This is a genomic window from Curtobacterium sp. Curtsp22 (assembly GCF_059492135.1).
Genome location: NZ_CP168519.1, coordinates 3568520 through 3585910, shown reverse-complemented (window position 1 = coordinate 3585910; position 17391 = coordinate 3568520). Strand labels below are relative to the sequence as shown.

The following is a 17391-nucleotide window of genomic DNA, read 5'->3' as shown; positions in this document are numbered from 1 at the left end:
GCGCCTCCCGTCCGTGCAGACGACGGGACGGGAGGCGCGGTTCGTGCGTGCGACGGACTCAGACGCGTCCGCGGCGGCGGAGGCCGCGGGCGAGCCGCGACAGACCGATCAGGAGGAAGCCGAGCACCACCAGGCCACCCGCTGCCCCGGCGAGCGGGGCCACGTCGGCACCGGTGAACGCGAGCGCACCGGACCCGGAACCTGTCCCGCTCCCGCTCCCGGACCCGTTGCCGCCGGTCCCGGGCGCACCCGGCGTTCCAGGCGCACCGGGCGCACCGGGCGCACCGGGCGTCCCGGGCGTGCCGGGCGTGCCAGGGCCGCCCGGCACCGCTGCGTCGACCACGACCGCGACCGACTGCACGGCCGACGTCGCACCCGCCACCGTCTGCGTCACGCGGATGGTGTGCTGCCCGACCGCCAGTCGCAGGACGACCGACCAGGTGCCGTCCTCGGCCGCCGTCGTCGTGACGGGCGTGCCGTCGTCGGCGACGACGGTGACGGTCGCTCCCGGCTCGGCGGTCCCGGTGACCCGCCAGTCGACGGTCCCGGCGGCGGAGGCCGTCTGGTGCGCGCCCGGCGTGGGCGAGGTGACCGCGAGCGGCTCCACCGCGTCGACCACGATCGGGACCGGCTGCGAGACCGTCGTCGTGCCGTTCACGGACTGCGACGCCTCGATGGTCCACTCCCCCTCGGGGACGCGGTCGAACGTGACGCTCCAGTCGCCGTCGGCGTCCGCGGTCGTGGTGCGGACCTGCCCGTTCGACAGGCGCACCGTGACGAGCGCTCCCGGTGTGGCGTGCCCGGTCACCGTGAAGCTGCCGGTGTCGCCGGTGCCCGTCGCGGGGATGAGCTGGCCGGGGACCGGGCTCGTGATGGTCACGTCGGTCGGCTGGGCGACCACGACCCGCACGGTGCTCGTCACCGGGTCGGAGGTCACGCCGCCGACGGTCTCGGTGACCGACACGGTGTGGGTGCCCGGCGGGACCCGGGTGACGGTGACGGTCCACGAACCGTCACCACCCGCGGTCGTCGTCGCGGTCCGGCCGTCGATGTCGACGGAGACCGTGGCGCCCGGCTCGGCGGTACCGCTGACCGGGATCGACGTCGTGGCACCGGTGGTCGGGACGACCTGGCCGTCGGTCGGGCTGGTGACCCGGACCGGTGCGGCCGCGGCGACGGAGAACCCGACCTGCGGGGCGTTCGTCGTCGTCCCACCGACCGTCTGCGCGGCGGCGATCGTGTGCGGGCCGGTGCCGACGTCCGGCACGGTGACGGCCCACTCGCCGTCGCCGTCCGCCGTCGTCGTGACCGGGGTCCCGCCGTCGACGCGGACCGAGACGGCCGCGTTCGGGGCGGAGACACCGGAGACCCGGACGTCCGTGGTGCCGCCGAGCACGCGGTAGGCGGTGCCGTTCTCCGGGGAGGTGACGACGATCGCGTCCACCGCGGCGACCTCCACCGTCAGGTCGCGCTCGATCGGCGACGACGTCGTGCCGTTCACGACCTGCGTGACGACGATCGTGTGGTCGCCGGCGTCGAGACCGGTGAGCTCGGTCGACCAGCGACCGTCCGGGCCGACCGGGACCTGGACGGGGACGCCGTCGTCGGTCACGATCCGCACGGTGCCGCCGGGCTGCCCCTGGCCGCTGACCGGGACGCTCGCGGTCGTGGTGCCGGCCGGCACGGTCACGGTGTCGCCGTCCGCCGGCGTGTCGACCGTCAGCGCTGCACCCGCGGCGACCGTGAAGGTCGTCGAGACCGGCGCCGAGGTCGATCCCTCGACCGTCTGGGTGGCACGGACGGTGTGCTCGCCGGTGCCGAGGCCCTCGAGGTCGACGGACCAGGTGCCGGCGGCGGTCGCCGTCACGGTCCGGGGGTCGCCCCCGTCGACCGCCACCCGGACGGTCGCCAGCGGCTCGGCGGCGCCGTTCGCGGTCACGGTCGCGATCGAGTCCTGCTGCGCGACGCGCACGGTCGATCCGTTCGCCGGGGTGGCGATCGTGATCGGGTCCGCGACGAGCACCCGGATGCCGACGGTGACCGGGGCGGAGACGGTGTCACCGATCCGCTGCGTGACGCTGACCGTCGGGGTGCCGGCGGGCACGTCGGGCACCGAGACGCTCCAGTTGCCGTCGGTGTCCGCGGTGGTGGACTCGCTGCGTCCGCCGCCGAGGTCGACCACGACGGTCGCACCGGGCTCCGCCGTCCCGCTGACGTCGACCGTGGTGGTCGCGCCCTCGCCGGCGACGGTGTACTCCTGGCCTGCCGTCGGTTCGGCGATCTCGACCGGGGCTCCGGCCTCGATCTCGAAGGCCGACTCGACCGGGGTGGTGGACGTGGACCCGTCGACCGTCTGCGTGACGCTGACGTCGTGCGTGCCGACGCCGAGGTCCGGCACGTCGACGCTCCACGCGCCGTCGTCACCGGCGGTGACCTCGACGGGGTCGCGGTCGTCGACGGTGACCGTGACGGTGGCGCCCGGCTGGGCGTCACCGGCAATCGTCACCGTGGTGGTGGCGTCGCCGTCCGCGACGGTGATCGGGTCCTCGCCGGGCTGGCGGACGGTCAGGTCGGCCGCGGCGACGACGGACACCGGTCGTGCGACCGCCGCGCTCGTCGTCCCGTTCACGGCCTGGGTGACCTCGGCCGTCCACGAACCGGTGGGCACGTCCTCGACCGTCGTGGCCCAGTCCCCGTCGTCGCCGACCCGTGCCGTCGCGGTCCCGCCGTCACCGAGGTCGACCGTGACGGTCGCCCCGGGCTGGCCGGTGCCGGCGAACCGCACGTCGGTCGTCGCGTCGTCGTCGGCCACCGTCACGGAGGTGGCCCGGGCCGGGGTCGTCACCGTGAGCGGCGCACCGGCGCGGACCGACACCGCCGCGGTGACGGGTGCCGACGTCTGCCCGCCGACGACCTGCGTCGCGCGGACCGTGTAGTCGCCGACCGGGACGTCCGCGAACGTCGTCTCCCAGGCGCCGTCGGCAGCGGCGGTCACCTCGTCGGAGTCGCCGTTCGACAGCGTCACCGTGACCGTGGCCCCGCCCTGGGCCCGTCCCGCGGCCCGCACGTCGGCCGTGCCGGCCGCGTCGGCGACCGTCAGGACGGCGCCGTTCGTCGGAGCGGTCAGGGAGAGCGCGGTCCCGGCACGGACGGTGACGGTCTGTGCGGGACTGGAGGCGCTGGTCCCGCCGACCGTCTGGGTCGCGGTGAGCGTCGGGTCACCGACACCGACCCCGCCGAACGTGACCGTCCAGTCGCCGTCGCCGTCCGCGGTGGTGGTCGCCTCGTCGTCGCCGAGTCGCACCGTGACCGGAGCGTTCGGCTCGGCCGTCCCGGTGACCGTGACGTCACGCGTCGCGTCGGCGTCCGGGACGAGCAGCACGGCGTCGGCGGCCGGGGTCGTCACCGTGACCGCGTCCGCGGCCTCGATCGTGACGGTGCGCGTCGCCGGGTCGGAGACCGCCGGGGACGAGACCGTCCCGGGCAGCGTCTGCGTCACCGACACCGGGTGCTCGCCGACCGCGAGGTCCGGGAAGGTCACCGACCAGGTGCCGTCCGGGGCGACCGTCGTCCGCTGGTCGTCCTCGCCGGTCGTGCTCGCGGTCACCGCGGCGCCGGGCTGGCCGGTGCCGGAGACCGTCACGTCACGTCGGACGTCGTCGCCCGCGACCGTGATCGGCGCCGTGCCGGGGGTGGTGATCGCCAGCTGCGCGGCCGTGACGACCTGGAACGTGGTCGGGATCGCGGTGGTGACCACGCCCTCGACGCTCTGGCTCGCGTTCACCGTGTACGTGCCGGTGGGTGCGAGACCGGTGGCGTCGACGCTCCACACGCCGTCGCCGTTCGCCGTGGTGGTGAACTGCGTGTCCGGGCCGAGCGAGACCGTGATGTCCGCGTCCGGCTCCGAGGTGCCGGAGATCGGGACGGTCGCGGTCGCGTCGCCGTCGACGACGACGAAGCGCGAACCGACGGCCGGCGAGTCGATCGCGACGGCAGTCCCCGGCACGACGGTGAAGTCGCGCGTCACCGTGGGTCCGGTCGTGCCGTTCACGGTCTGCACGGCGGTGACGGTGTGGTCGCCGATGCCGAGCTGCGTCGGGTCGGTCGCCCAGTTGCCGGAGCCGTCGGCGACCACGTCGACCGGGTCGCCGTCGTCGACCGTGACCCGCACGCTCGCACCCGGCTCGGCGGTGCCGCGCACGACGACGCCGATCTGGCCGCCCGCTCCCGCGGGGACCTCCTGCGCGTCCGTCGGCGACTCGATCACCAGGTCGTCGCCGACCGCGATCGCGAAGTCCCGGTCGACGGCTGCGGACGTCTGCCCGCCGACCGTCTGCGTGACGCTCGCGGTGTGGTCGCCCGTGCCGACGTCCGGCAGGGTCACCGACCACGCACCGTCGTCGTCGGCGGTCGTGGTGACCGGGTCGCCCGTCCCGTCGAGGACGACGCTGATGCCGGCGCCCGGCTGCGCGGTGCCCGAGACGACGACGTCGATCGTCGAGTCGTCGGTCGCGACGTCGGTCGTGCTGTCCTGGGTCGGCGAGGTCACGGCGAGCGCCGCGCCGGCGACGACCGTCACGACCTGGCGGACGGCCGGCGAGGTGGTCCCGCCCACGGTCTGCGTCGCCTGGATCGTGTACCGGCCGACCGGGACGTCCTGGACCGTGGCGGTCCAGTCCCCGTCGCCGTTCGCGGTCGCGGTGGCGGTCAGCCCGCCGCCGAGCGAGACCGCGACGTCGGCGCCGGGCTCGGCGGTGCCGGTCACGTCGAGGTCGGTCGTCGTGTCCGCGTCGAGCACGGTGACGGTGGCACCGGGTGCCGGGGCGGTGATCGCGATCGGGTCACCGGCGGCGACGGTGAAGTCGCTCGTCACGGGGCCGGAGGTCGTCCCGCCCACGGTCTGCCGAGCGGTCGCGGTGCGGTCGCCGACCGGGACGCCCTGGAAGGTCGCCTCCCAGTCGCCGTCGCCGGTCGCGGTCACCGTCGCGGCGAAGGACCCGCCGATGCCGACCGTGACCTGCGCGTTCGGTGCGGCGGTGCCGGACACCGTGACGGGCGTGGTCGAGGTCGGGTCCGCGACGGTGATCGTGCTGCCGTCCTCGGGAGCGTCGATCGTCAGCGCCGGGGCGGCCGTGACCGTGAAGGCACGTGTCACGGGGGCACTCGTCGAGGACCCGACGGTCTGCGTCACCTGGGCGGAGTACGACCCCGCGGGGACACCCGTCACCGTCGTCGACCAGGTACCGCCGGCGTTCGCCGTGGTCGTGGCCGTGCGGCCGCCACCGAGGTCGACGTCGACCCGGGCGCCGGGCTGCGCCGAACCGGAGAACGGCACGTCCCGGGTGGTCCCGGCGAGCGGGAAGTCCTGGCCGGCCGTCGGGCTGTCGACCGTGAGGCCGGCTGCGGCGACGACCCGGAAGGCCCGCGTCACGGGCGCCGAGGTGGTGTCCCCCACGGTCTGCGTCACGCTCGCGGTCGGTTCGCCGATCGGGACGTCCGGCACCGTGATGCTCCACGCGCCGCTCGCGTTCGCCGTGCCGGTCGCGGTGAGGCCGCCTCCGAGGTCGACGTCGATGCGGGCGTTCGCGGTCGCGGTGCCGGTCAGGGTCACCGGCGCGGTGGTGCCGGTGGTCGTGAAGGTCTGCCCCGCGGTCGGCGTCGAGATGGTCAGGGCCTGCTGCGCGACGACCGAGAACTGCTGCGTGGCCGAGCCCGCCGCCGCTCCCCCCACGGTCTGGGTCGCGCTCGCCGTGTAGGAGCCGGTCGGCACGTTCGCCACGGTCGTCGTCCAGGTCCCGTTGGCCGCGACCGTCGCCGTGCCCGTCCGGCCGCCACCGAGGCTCACACCGATCGTGGCACCGGGTTCGCCCGTGCCGCTCACGGTGACGGTTCGGGTGGAGGACGCCGTCGGCACGCTGAACACCTGGTTCGCGGCGGGTGCCGTGATGGTCGGCGCGACGAAGGCCGTGGCCCGCACGGTCGACGTGGCGAGGTCGACGGTGGCGACGTTCGCCCCCGGCAGGATCGACAGCCGCAGGGCGTGCACGCTGCGCGATCCCGGGTCGTACCCTCGGCCGTCGCGGAACCCGGTCGTGGTGTCCTGTGCGTTGACGGTCAGGTCGATGACCTGGCGGAGGAGCATAACGACCGGGGACAGCAGGGTCGCGACGGCAGTGGTCGTGTTCGTCAGGGCGGTGCCGAGCTGTGCCAGGGCGGTCCCACCGATGATCGGTCGGAGCGCGTTCTGCAGCGCGGGGACGACGGTTCCGCTCACGACCGGTGCGAGCACGGTGCCGAGGGGCAGCGGCAGGCCGACGAGGCTCCCCGAGGTGGTGACCGTCGGGTTCGCGGTCGCCGTACCGGCGAGCGCTCCGAGGGTGGTGTCGATCCGGAGACCGATCGCAGCGGAGGGCTGTCCGACGACGGTCGCGTTCGTGGCGATGTCCACGCGCACCGCGGTCGAGTTGATCGTGTTGACCACGGCGGTCTGCAGCGTCGTGGGCAGCTGCGTGCCGAGGATCGTGGTGATGCTCTGGTTGATCGAGTTCACCGCGGCGGTCGTGAGCACCGGGGTGTTCGCGGGCTGACCGTTGAGGGCCGTGAGCTTGTCCAGGTCGACCGTGATCGTGCCGGTCGCGGGGACGATCGTCACGGCACCGTCCGTGAGCGGCTGCTGGAGGACCTGGGTGAGGGTGCCGTCGAGGTTGAGGTCCACGTTCGACGTGATGGTGGTGCCGCTCACGTTCACCGTGCCGAGCAACGCCTGGCGCAGGAGGGTCTGGATCTGGCTGGTCACCGTCGCGGTGGTGCCCTGCAGCGCTCCCCCGGTGCCGAAGACGCCGTTCACCTGACCGGAGACGGTGCGCAGCTGGTCGCGGAGCGACGTCGTCAGGCCCTGCACGGCCGGGCTCGTCAGCGTCAGGTCGGCCCCGGCGATCCGGTAGTCGCTTGTCGTGCCGACCGTCGTGCCGCGCGTCGCGGTGAGGGTCGACGCGAGCGCTCCGACCCGCAGCCGCGCGTTCGAGAGCACCGTCGTGTCGGCACCGACCCGGCTGAAGAGCGGGTTGAGGTCGAGCGTCGACGCGCCGGTACCGATCCCGGTGCCCACGCCGATGCCGCCGTCGTTCGTGAGGAGGCCGGAGGACGCCGTCGCACCGTTCGCCGAGGTCGTCGCGTACTGGCCGGCCACGCCGAGGGTGAGGATGCCGTTCGCCCCGAGCAGGTCGATGTCGTTGCCGAGGTCCACCCCCACGGTGTTCAGCGCCTCGACGTTGAGCGGCTGGTTCGTCGTCCCGCCGCCGGTCGTCGCACCGCGTGCGGAGTAGGCGCCGCCGAGCTGGGCGATGCCGTCGACGTCCACGATGCCCGAGCCGCTGAGCAGGAGCCCCTCGGCCTCGGAGACGTCGGTCTGTGCAGCCGCAGCGGGTTGGATCGCCACGGTGGCGGCGAGGAGCGCCGTCACCGTGGCGATGACGCCGCCGCGCAGGAGGAGACGCCGATCGTCCGATGCTCGTCGTCGAGCTCGGCCGCCAGCACCGAAGATCCGTCGTGTCCAGTCGCCCGCCGTCGTGGGTACACGGGTACCCCGCAGCGACACGTGCCTGCGCATGCGTGTCTCTTTTCCTGGCGAGCGCGCTCGCCACCTGATCCGGAACTCCCCCGCTGGTGAGGCGGTGGAGGGTCAGGAGCCCTGGTTGGGGGTTCCTGAGGGCGATCTTTGCACACGATCAGGTTGCTGTCCGCAACCCGTTACGAAAGAGACACCAGGCGCACGAAAAGACTCCTCACGCACCCGCCAGAGCCCGGTTACCCTTGCTGCGTTTCCGCCCTGGGGGAGTTGGCCTGGATGGCGTCACGTGAGGAGCCGCCGAGAAGTCTACCGGACGCGACGGGCAAGATCGGACACATGAAGATCGCCATCGCCGGAGGCCACGGCCAGATCGCCCTCCTCCTCGCCCGCCAGATCACCGACGCCGGCCACGACGCCGTCGCCATCGTCCGCAACCCCGCGCACGTCACCGACGTGGAGCAGCAGGGCGGACGGGCGATCGTCGCCGACCTCGAGCAGCTCGACGACGACGAACTCGGGCTCCGGCTCCGCGGGGTCGACGCGGTGGTGTTCGCCGCCGGGGCCGGTCCGGGGAGCGGCGCCGAGCGGAAGCTCTCGGTCGACCGGGACGGGGCGATCCTCCTGGCGGACGCGGCCGAGCGCGCCGGCATCCGCCGTTACGTGATGATCTCGGCGATGGCGGCGGACTCGTACGACCCGGAGCGTGCGGTCGTGCCCGCCCGGTCGGAGGCCGACGTCTTCCAGGTGTACCTCCGCGCGAAGGCCGAGGCGGACGCGAACCTGCGGGCGCGGAACCTGCGCTGGACGATCGTCCGACCCGGGGGTCTGCTCGACACGCCGCCCCAGGGCACGGTCGACGTCGGCGCCACGGTGCCCCGCGGCACGATCCCACGGGCGGACGTCGCGGCGGTGGTGCTCCACGCGCTCCTCGACGACACCGCGGTCGGCGTGCAGTTCGAGGTCACGAGCGGCGACACCCCGATCCCCGCGGCGGTCGCGTCACTCGGCTGACGCACACCACGGCAGCAGCGTCGAACCACGGATCCGACGTCGAACCGGGGGACGACGCTGGTTCGACGTCGGATTCGTGGTTCGATCGCGGCGCCGCGCCCGCCGCAAGCGCGCCGCCCGCCGCGCCCGCCGCCCGCCGCGTCAGAGCGCGACCGCAGCCGACTGCCGGGCGATCTCGAGTTCCTCGTTCGTCGGGATAACGAGCACCGCGACGCGCGACGTGTCCGTGGAGATGAGCCGCGCCTCCCGAGACGCCAACTCGTTGCGGTCCGCATCGATCTCGATGCCCAGGTGCTCGAGCCCGGCGAGCACGCGCCGGCGCAGCAGCGCGTTGTTCTCGCCGACGCCCGCGGTGAAGACCACCGCGTCCAGCCCGCCGAGCTGCGCCGTGTAGGCGCCGACGTACCGACGGATGCGGTGGCGGTACACGGCGAGCGCCGCCTCGGCGACATCGTCACCGTGCAGCGCCGCGTCCTGCACGTCGCGCATGTCCCCGTTGCCGGTCAGGCCGAGCAGCCCGGACTCCTTGTTGAGCATGGTGTCGAGCTCGTCGAAGGAGAGCCCGGCCTCGCGGTGGAGGTGGATGAGGACCGCGGGGTCGAGGTCCCCGGAGCGGGTGCCCATCACGAGACCCTCGAGCGGGGTGAGACCCATCGAGGTCTCGATCGAGCGTCCACCGTCGATCGCCGCGGCGGACGCCCCGTTGCCGAGGTGCAGCACGATCGTCTTGAGCTCGGCGAGCGGACGGCCGAGGAACTCTGCCGCCTGCTCGGACACGTACTTGTGGCTCGTCCCGTGCATGCCGTAGCGGCGGATCGCGTACTTCGCGGCGAGGTCGGCCGGGATCGCGTACATGTAGGCGTGCGGCGGCATGGTCTGGTGGAACGCGGTGTCGAACACGGCCACCTGCGGCACGTCCGAGAAGACCTGCTTCGCGGCGCGGATGCCCTCGAGGTTCGCCGGGTTGTGCAGCGGCGCGAGGCTGTTCAGCTCCTCGATCTGCCGCTCGACCTCGTCCGTCACCACGGTGGCCCGGTCGAAGGTGGTACCGCCGTGCACGACGCGGTGGCCGACCACGGCGGGCGGGTGCTCGTCGAAGGACGGCCCGACCTTCGCGAAGGCGTCGATCATGGCCTGGAAACCGGCCGCGTGGTCGGCCACCGGGGTCGAGTCGTTCGACGAGGACTCCCCCGTGAGCGCGTTGGTGTGCTTCCACGCCCCCGTCGACTCGCCGATGCGTTCGACGAGCCCGGAGGCGAGCGTGCGCTCCCCCTCGAGCTCGATGAGCTGGTACTTGAACGAACTCGATCCGGAGTTCACGACGAGGGCTGCGGTCACGGGATGGGTCACTTTCTCGGTCGGACGGGAGGCGCGGTGCGGGTCGCGCGGTCAGCCCGCGTCGGTCGCGGTGCCGGCCTGGATCGCGGTGATCGCGACGGTGTTGACGATGTCGCCGACGAGCGCACCGCGGGAGAGGTCGTTGATCGGCTTGCGCAGGCCCTGCAGGACCGGGCCGATCGCCACGGCACCGGCCGAGCGCTGCACGGCCTTGTACGTGTTGTTGCCCGTGTTGAGGTCGGGGAAGATGAACACCGTGGCGCGACCCGCGACGGGCGAGTCCGGCATCTTCGTCGACGCGACCGTCGGGTCGGCGGCGGCGTCGTACTGGATCGGTCCCTCGACGAGCAGGTCCGGGCGGCGCTCGCGCACGAAGGCGGTACCGGCGCGGACCTTGTCGACGTCCGCTCCCGAGCCGCTGTCGCCCGTCGAGTAGCTGAGCATCGCCACGCGCGGGTCGATGCCGAACTGCGTCGCGGTCTCGGCGGACGAGATCGCGATGTCCGCGAGCTGCTCGCTCGTCGGGTCGGGGATGACCGCGCAGTCGCCGTAGACGAGGACCCGGTCGGCGAGGGCCATCAGGAAGACGCTGGACACGATCGAGGTGTCCGGCCGGGTCTTGATGATCTCGAACGACGGCCGGATCGTGTGCGCCGTGGTGTGCTTCGCGCCGGAGACCATGCCGTCGGCGAGCCCGAGCTGCACCATCATCGTGCCGAAGTAGGACACGTCGGTCACGGTGTCGCGGGCGAGCTCGATCGACATGCCCTTGTGCGCCCGGAGGCGGGTGTACTCCTCGGCGAAACGCTCACGGAGCTCGGGGTCGAACGGGGAGACGAGCTGCGCGGCGTCGAGGTCGAGGCCGAGCTCGGTCGCCCGGGTCCGGATCGCGGCGGGGTCGCCGAGGATCGTGAGCTCGCACACCTGACGCTGCAGCAGTGTGGACGCGGCGCGGAGGATGCGGTCGTCCTCGCCCTCGGGCAGGACGATGCGCTTGCCGTACCCGCGGGCCCGGTCGAGCAGTCCGTGCTCGAACATGAGCGGCGTCACGACCCCGGAGGGCGTGAGCTGCAGGCGGTCGCGCAGGGCGTCGGCGTCGACGTGCTGCTCGAACAGCGCGAGCGCGAGGTCGGCCTTGCGGGGCGAGTCCGCCGCGAGCCGTCCGCGGGTCTGGGTGATGCGGAGCGCGGTGTCGTAGGTGCCGAGGTCGTTCTGCGCGATCGGCAGCGAGCTCGACAGCCCCTCGAGCAGGCGGGAGATCTGCGGCGCCGTCTCGAACCCGCCGTTGAGGATCACCCCGGCGAGGCTCGGGAAGGTCTCGGACTGGTTCGCGAGGAGCGTCGCGATGAGGACGTCGCTGCGGTCCCCCGGGACGACGACGATCCCGCCCTCGATCAGGCGCGGCAGGACGTTCTCCATGCTCATGCCGGCGACGACGGTGCCGAGGGCCTCGCGGTCGAGCAGTGCTTCGTCGCCGCGCACCAGGGTCGCCCCGGTCGCCTCGAGCAGGGCGCGGACGGTCGGGGCGACGAGGACGCGGTCCTCGGGGATGGCCCACACGGGCAGGTCGGGGTGGTCGTCGCTGACGGCCTGCCGGACGCTCGACACGACCGACGGCAGGGCATCGGGGTCGGCGCGGTTCACGACGATGCCGAACAGCTGGGCGTGCGCGGCGCGGAGCTCGCTCGTCGTGACGTCGGCGACCTGTGCCATGTCCTCTGGGGTGCGGGCACCGCGTTCGGCGGCGTCGCGGCCACCGAGCACGAGCAGCACCGGAGCGCCCAGGTTGACCGCGACCTTGGCGTTGAACGACAGCTCCGTCGGGCTGCCGACGTCGGTGTAGTCCGACCCGAGCACCACGACCGCGTCGCACTGCCGCTCGACCTGGGCGAAGCGGGTGACGATCGTCGCGAGCGCCGCGTCCGGGTCGGCGTGCACGTCGTCGTAGGTGACGCCGACCGCGTCGTCGTAGGAGATGCCGACCGCGGTGTGCTGCAGCAGGAGCTCGAGCACGTAGTCCGGCTCGTCGACGGAGCGGGCGACCGGTCGGAACACCCCGACCCGTCCGACCGAGCGTGCGAGGGTCTCGAGGACACCGAGGGCGACGGTGCTCTTGCCCGTGTGTCCTTCTGCTGACGTGATGTAGATGCGGGTCGACACGCGTCCAGGGTAGTCGGCGCACACGGCACGACATCTGGGAGCCCCGGCACTTCCGACACGCGGTCGTGAGCACTCCGGAGAACCTGTACCATTGGGTGTCGTCGTCGGAAGACGGCGCCAGGAGAATTCGCCTAGTGGCCTATGGCGCACGCTTGGAAAGCGTGTTGGGTGCAAGCCCTCGGGGGTTCGAATCCCCCATTCTCCGCCACCAGCCCGGAAGCCCCGGGAACCGATCGGTTCCCGGGGCTTCCGTCGTCCGGGGCGCTCCAGCGCACTCCGGACAGGACGGTCCCCCACCCGGCGGACCCCGCCGAACCCCGTTCGCCATGGACTGGCCGGGAAACGATGCCGAGGGGTGGAACGGGCTGTCCCCGATACCCGTCGGTCGCCTAGACTGCCCAGACGGACGACCCCGGGACGGGTCGGACACGGTGCACGGAGCGGCAGGGGCGCGCTCCCCGGGCGAGCGTCGAACGCTGCCCGGGCACCCGAGGGACGAGGAGTCCACGTGGGGGACCTGACGGCGCCGGCAGCAGCTCGGCCGAGCGCGACCGTGTACGACGTGGTCCTCCGGCCGCGTCGCTCGCTCGTGCGCTCGACGATCCTGAGCGTCGTGTTCTCGGCCGTCCCCCTCGCCGTCGCCCTCGTCTGGGTCTCCCTCCCGATGCGCCTCTGGCCGGTCGTCACGGGTGCGGTCATCCTGCTCGCGGCCGCCGTCGCCGTCGTCTTCGTTCGCCTCGGCACCGCGTTCATCGGTATCGACCCGGTGGCGATCACGGTGCGCGGCGTCCTCACGCAGAACCGTCGGGTGGACCGCGACCGCGTCCACAGCCTGGTCCTCGCCACCACGTACGGCAGCGCGGTCGAGCGCACGACGCGCGAGCTCATCGCGCTCGACGCCGCCGGCGCCCACCTGTTCCGCCTCCGCGCCGACACCTGGAGCGACGCCGGCATCGACAGCATCGTGGACGCCCTCGGCGTGCAGGTCACCGACGAGACCCGGCCGATGTCGATCCGCGAGTTCGTGCGGCGCTACCCGGCGAGCCGGTCCTGGTACGAGCAGCGCGGAGCGTACGTCGCCGTCGGTGCGGTGGCGGTCCTCGCGGTCGCCGGGCTGCTCGTGGTCGAGACCACCGGCCTCCTCGGCTGACCCCTCAGCGACGGCGGCGCAGGGTCGAGAAGATCCCCTGCACGACCTCCTTGGCGATCGTCCTGCCCAGTCCGGACCCGAGCAGGTCCGACAGCGGGTCGTCCGCCTTCCGTGACGTCGTCGTCCGGGACGACGTCCGCCCCGACCGCCGCGCATCCGCCGCCCGTTCGGCTCGCTCGAACTCCCGCTGCGCCCGCTCGTACTCCTTCTGCGCCGCGGCCCGTTCGCGCGCCTCGGTCTTCTCCTTCGCCGCCACTTCCTTCGCCGCGGCGGCAGCGGCGCGGGCCGCCTCCTTCTCCGCCTCGGCGGCAGCGGTCGCCGCGGCCTTCTCGGCGTCCGCGGCAGCCGCGTCCGCAGCGGCGGCCTCCATCCGGCGGGCGAGCATCTCGTACGCCGAGTCGGGGTCGAGCCGCGTGCCGTAGGTGGGCAGGAGCGGGGATGCCTGCACCCGCGCCGTCATCTCGGCCGCGGGCATCGGGTCCATCGAGCCCTCGGGGGCTCGCAGGCGCGTCCAGGCCACCGGCGTCGGCGCGCCCTTCTCGTTCATCACGGTGACGATCGCCTCACCGGTGGCGAGCGAGGTCAGCACCTCCCCGAGGTCGTAGTCGCTCGTCGGGTAGGTCGACACCGTCGCCCGCAGCGCCTTCGCGTCGTCGGGGGTGTGCGCCCGCAGCTGGTGCTGGATCCGCGAGCCGAGCTGGGCGAGCACGTCGTTCGGGACGTCCTTCGGGGTCTGCGTGACGAAGAAGATCCCGACGCCCTTCGAGCGGATGAGCCGGACCGTGCGGACGATCTGCTCGAGGAAGTCCGCCGACGCCCCGCTGAAGAGCAGGTGCGCCTCGTCGAAGAAGAACACGAGCTTCGGCTTGTCCTGGTCGCCCACCTCGGGGAGCTCGTTGAAGAGGTCGGCGAGGAGCCACATCAGGAACGTCGAGAAGACCTCGGGCTGGTCCTGCACGCCGGGCACCTCGAGCAGGCTGACGATCCCCCGGCCGTCGGCGGCGGTGCGGAGGAACACGGTCGTGTCGATCTCCGTCTCGCCGAAGAACTGGTCGGCGCCCTTGTCGGCGAAGGTGATCAGCTCGCGGAGGATCACCCCGGCGGTCTGCTTCGACAGCCCGCCGAGCTCGGCGAGCTCCGCCTTGCCCTGGTCGCTCACGAGGAAGGTCAGCACGCTCCGCAGGTCGGACAGGTCGACGAGCGGCAGCCCGGCCCGCTCGGCGTAGTGGAACACGAGCCCGAGGGAGGACTCCTGCGTGTCGTTCAGCCCGAGCACCTTCGACAGCAGGAGCGGCCCGAACCCGGACACGGTCGCACGGATCGGCACGCCGGTCCCCTGCCCGCCGAGCGAGTAGAGCTCCGCCTCGCTCGCCACCGCGCGCCACTCCTGGCCGATCCCGGCGGTGCGCGCGAGGAGCTTGTCGTTCGGCGTGCCCGCGACCGCCAGCCCGGACAGGTCGCCCTTGATGTCGGCGGCGAAGACGGGCACCCCGTTCGCGGCGATCTGCTCGGCGAGGACCTGCAGCGTGCGCGTCTTGCCCGTGCCGGTCGCGCCCGCGACGAGACCGTGTCGGTTGAGCATGCCGAGCGGGATCCGGACCTGCACGTCGGGCACCGCGGCGCCGTTCACGAGGGCACCGAGCTGCAGCGCGCTGCCCTCGACCTCGTAGCCGGCGCGGATCGCCGCGACGGCGTCCGCGCCGAGTGGCGGCCCCTCGATGGTGGTCGGCTCGGGAGGCACGGTGCCGGTCGTCGACGTCGGCTCGCCCGCCGGGGCGGTCGCGTCCACCGCCGGGGCCGGGGAGTCGACGACCGCCGGCTCCGCGTCGGGCTCGAGCCGCGCCTCCTGGCCCTGCGCCACCGCGGCGGCGAGCTCCTCCGCCCGCTGCACCGCCTCGTCCGCGAGGCGCCGGGCCTCGTCGGCCGCCTGCTTGGCTGCCTCGGCCGCTGCCCGTGCCTGCGCCACCACGTCGCTCATGCCCACAGCATACGAACGGCCGGACGCTCCTGTCCGGCGCGTGCCGTGGCACCGTGCGACGGTCAGTGCGTGAGCGCCGGGACCGTCCTCGGTCGGACGACCGCCCAGAGCAGCACGATCGCGACGGCCGACGTGCACGCCATCACCGCTGCCATCGGGGTCGCCGTGGTGATGCCGATCCACCCGACCACGGGCGAGATGATCCCCGCCACGCCGAAGTTCAGCGCGCCGAGGAGCGAGGCGGCGGTGCCGGCCTCCTTGCCGTGGGCGGCGAGGCCGATCACCTGGACGAGCGGGAACGAGAAGCCGCACGCGGCGATGAAGAACCAGAGCGGCACGAGCACCCCGACGAGTCCGGCACCGAGCTGGTCGAGCACCATGATCGCGACGGCGGCGAGGAACAGGGTCGCGGTCGAGCACGCGAGGATCCACTGCGGCCCGACGCGCTGCGCCAACCGCGCGGAGACCTGCACGCCGACGACGACGCCGACCGAGTTCACCGCGAACAGCAGGCCGTACTGCTGCGCGTCGAGCCCGTACAGGCCCTGGAACAGGAACGGTGACGCGCTGAGGTACGAGAAGAGCCCGCTGAAGACCATCGCCCCGATGAGCGCGACCCCCACGAAGACGCGGTCGGAGAAGAGTGCCCGGTACCGCTGCCCGATGGTGGAGTGCCCGGCCTCGTGCCGACGTGCCGGCGGGAGCGTCTCGACGATGAGCAAGACCGCGGCGAGCACGACAGCAGCGCCGTAGCAGGCGAGGAAGACGAAGATCCCGTGCCAGCTCACGAACCGGAGCATCTGCGAGCCGATGAGCGGGGCGAGGATGGGCGCCAGGCCGTTCACCATCGCGAGGCGGGACAGCATCCGCACGAGCGGCTTGCCGCCGAACAGGTCGCGCACGGTCGCCATCGCCACGACGCCACCGGCCGCTGCACCCATGCCCTGCAGGACGCGGAAGAGCGCCAGCACCTCGACGTTCGGCGCCAGTGCGGCTCCGAGCGATGCTGCGACGTGCAGGCTCGTCGCGATGATGAGCGGGAGCCGGCGACCGACCTTGTCGCTCCACGGGCCGACCAGCAGCTGTCCGGCCGCGAAGCCGAGCGTCGTCGCGGTGAGGGTGAGCTGCACCGCCCCGTCGGTGATGCCGAACTCGTCCTTGAGCGACGGGAACGCCGGCAGGTAGAGGTCGATCGTGAACGGTCCGAGCGCGGTGAGGGCGCCCAGGACGAAGACGTAGACGAGTCTCTGCCGGCGGGAGAGCGCGTCTCCCGGATGCAGGACGACACGGAGCGAACCGGTGGTGGCGGGCGCGGTCACGAGCAGGAGTCCTTCGACGGTGAGGGGTGGGGAGGTGATCGCGGCGTCGATTGAATCGATTCGTCCGCGGAACCATCCTACGGGTCCCCCGAGCACCACCGCAGCAGTCCGGGGCGCTCTCCCGCGTGTTGCCACGGCTCCCGCCCCGCTCGGACGCGGCACATGCGGTACCGTCGGACTGCTCGCCGCCGGTCGACCGCCGGCGGACGTCGTCCCGCCCGTTCCGCCGGAACACCGGCGGGACGGAACCGGATCAGAAGGGGGTGGCGTCATGGTGGATGCCCGCATCCTGCACACGACCGCTGCCCTGCGCGAGGCCATCCTGCGACTGGCCGCCGACCGGCCGGTGTCCGAGATCACGGTCGCCGACGTCACCCGGGCGGCCGGCATCAACCGCGCCACGTTCTACTCGCACGCGGTCTCCCCCGGGTCGTTGCTCGCCGACGTCCTCACACCGGAGCTCGACCGCATCCGCGAGGACGACGCCGAGGTCCGTCGCGTGGCGTTCGCCCGGGGCGCCGGCGTCGACGAGTTCGCGACGATCACCCGACGCGGCATCAACGCCGTCGTCGAGCACGTCGTCGCGCACCGCGAGATCTACGGCAAGGCGCTGCCGGACCCGAACGACGCGTCGCTGCACCGACTCCTCGTGGAGCACTTCACGGTGTCGAGCGAGCAGCACATCCGGACGCTCGAGCGCGAGCACCGGCCGGAACTCCTCGACGACGTCGCCGCGGGCTTCGTGGCGCAGGGCTTCGTCGGCGCGATCGAGGCCTGGCTCGCCGGACCGCGACGGTCGCGGAAGGCACTGGTCGACACGATCGTGCTGTCGTTCCCGTCGTGGTGGCGCTGACCGCCCTGCCCG

The 17391-nt window shown here is 73.1% G+C and carries 8 protein-coding genes, 1 tRNA gene and 1 other RNA gene; 4 read left to right on the top strand and 6 right to left on the bottom strand.

Annotated features, from left to right (window positions below; all coding sequences use genetic code 11):
- Window positions 1-58: 58 nt before the first annotated feature.
- Together ACEN8D_RS17405 and ffs are read right to left on the bottom strand one after the other, a co-directional pair.
- A complete protein-coding gene (locus tag ACEN8D_RS17405) occupies window positions 59-7609 on the bottom strand; it encodes a choice-of-anchor G family protein (RefSeq protein WP_495601086.1) in 7551 nt (2516 codons plus the stop codon).
- A 163-nt stretch (window positions 7610-7772) separates the two neighbouring features.
- An RNA gene (gene ffs, locus ACEN8D_RS17400) (signal recognition particle sRNA small type) lies at window positions 7773-7869 on the bottom strand.
- 37 nt (window positions 7870-7906) lie between these two features.
- Between ffs and ACEN8D_RS17395 the strand changes: the two genes are divergently transcribed.
- A complete protein-coding gene (locus ACEN8D_RS17395; RefSeq protein ID WP_070418399.1) occupies window positions 7907-8581 on the top strand; it encodes an SDR family oxidoreductase in 675 nt (224 codons plus the stop codon).
- Between the two features lie 141 nt (window positions 8582-8722).
- On the opposite strand, the gene ACEN8D_RS17390 is transcribed toward ACEN8D_RS17395, so the two are convergent.
- Together ACEN8D_RS17390 and pta are read right to left on the bottom strand one after the other, a co-directional pair.
- On the bottom strand, window positions 8723-9919 hold the full coding sequence (locus ACEN8D_RS17390; RefSeq protein WP_413461837.1) for an acetate/propionate family kinase: 1197 nt from the start codon (window positions 9917-9919) through the stop codon (window positions 8723-8725).
- 51 nt (window positions 9920-9970) lie between these two features.
- Window positions 9971-12079, bottom strand: coding sequence for a phosphate acetyltransferase (gene pta, locus ACEN8D_RS17385; RefSeq protein WP_071302617.1), 2109 nt, complete (start codon window positions 12077-12079; stop codon window positions 9971-9973).
- Window positions 12080-12199: 120 nt separating this feature from the next.
- Here pta and ACEN8D_RS17380 point away from each other — a divergent pair.
- Both ACEN8D_RS17380 and ACEN8D_RS17375 read left to right on the top strand, forming a co-directional pair.
- Window positions 12200-12287: transfer RNA gene (locus ACEN8D_RS17380), tRNA-Ser, on the top strand.
- A gap of 300 nt (window positions 12288-12587) precedes the next feature.
- Entirely contained in the window at window positions 12588-13229 is a 642-nt protein-coding gene (locus ACEN8D_RS17375) for a hypothetical protein (protein WP_070418396.1), read from the top strand.
- Between the two features lie 4 nt (window positions 13230-13233).
- Here the strand turns inward: ACEN8D_RS17375 and ACEN8D_RS17370 are convergent, their stop codons facing one another.
- Together ACEN8D_RS17370 and ACEN8D_RS17365 are read right to left on the bottom strand one after the other, a co-directional pair.
- Window positions 13234-15207, bottom strand: coding sequence for a helicase HerA-like domain-containing protein (locus ACEN8D_RS17370; protein WP_495601085.1), 1974 nt, complete (start codon window positions 15205-15207; stop codon window positions 13234-13236).
- Between the two features lie 62 nt (window positions 15208-15269).
- Window positions 15270-16526, bottom strand: coding sequence for a multidrug effflux MFS transporter (locus ACEN8D_RS17365; RefSeq protein WP_071295965.1), 1257 nt, complete (start codon window positions 16524-16526; stop codon window positions 15270-15272).
- Between the two features lie 271 nt (window positions 16527-16797).
- Between ACEN8D_RS17365 and ACEN8D_RS17360 the strand changes: the two genes are divergently transcribed.
- Window positions 16798-17379 carry a TetR/AcrR family transcriptional regulator gene (locus ACEN8D_RS17360; protein ID WP_413398813.1) on the top strand — a complete coding sequence of 194 codons (582 nt, stop codon included), beginning with the start codon at window positions 16798-16800 and terminating at the stop codon, window positions 17377-17379.
- The last annotated feature ends 12 nt before the right edge of the window (window positions 17380-17391 follow it).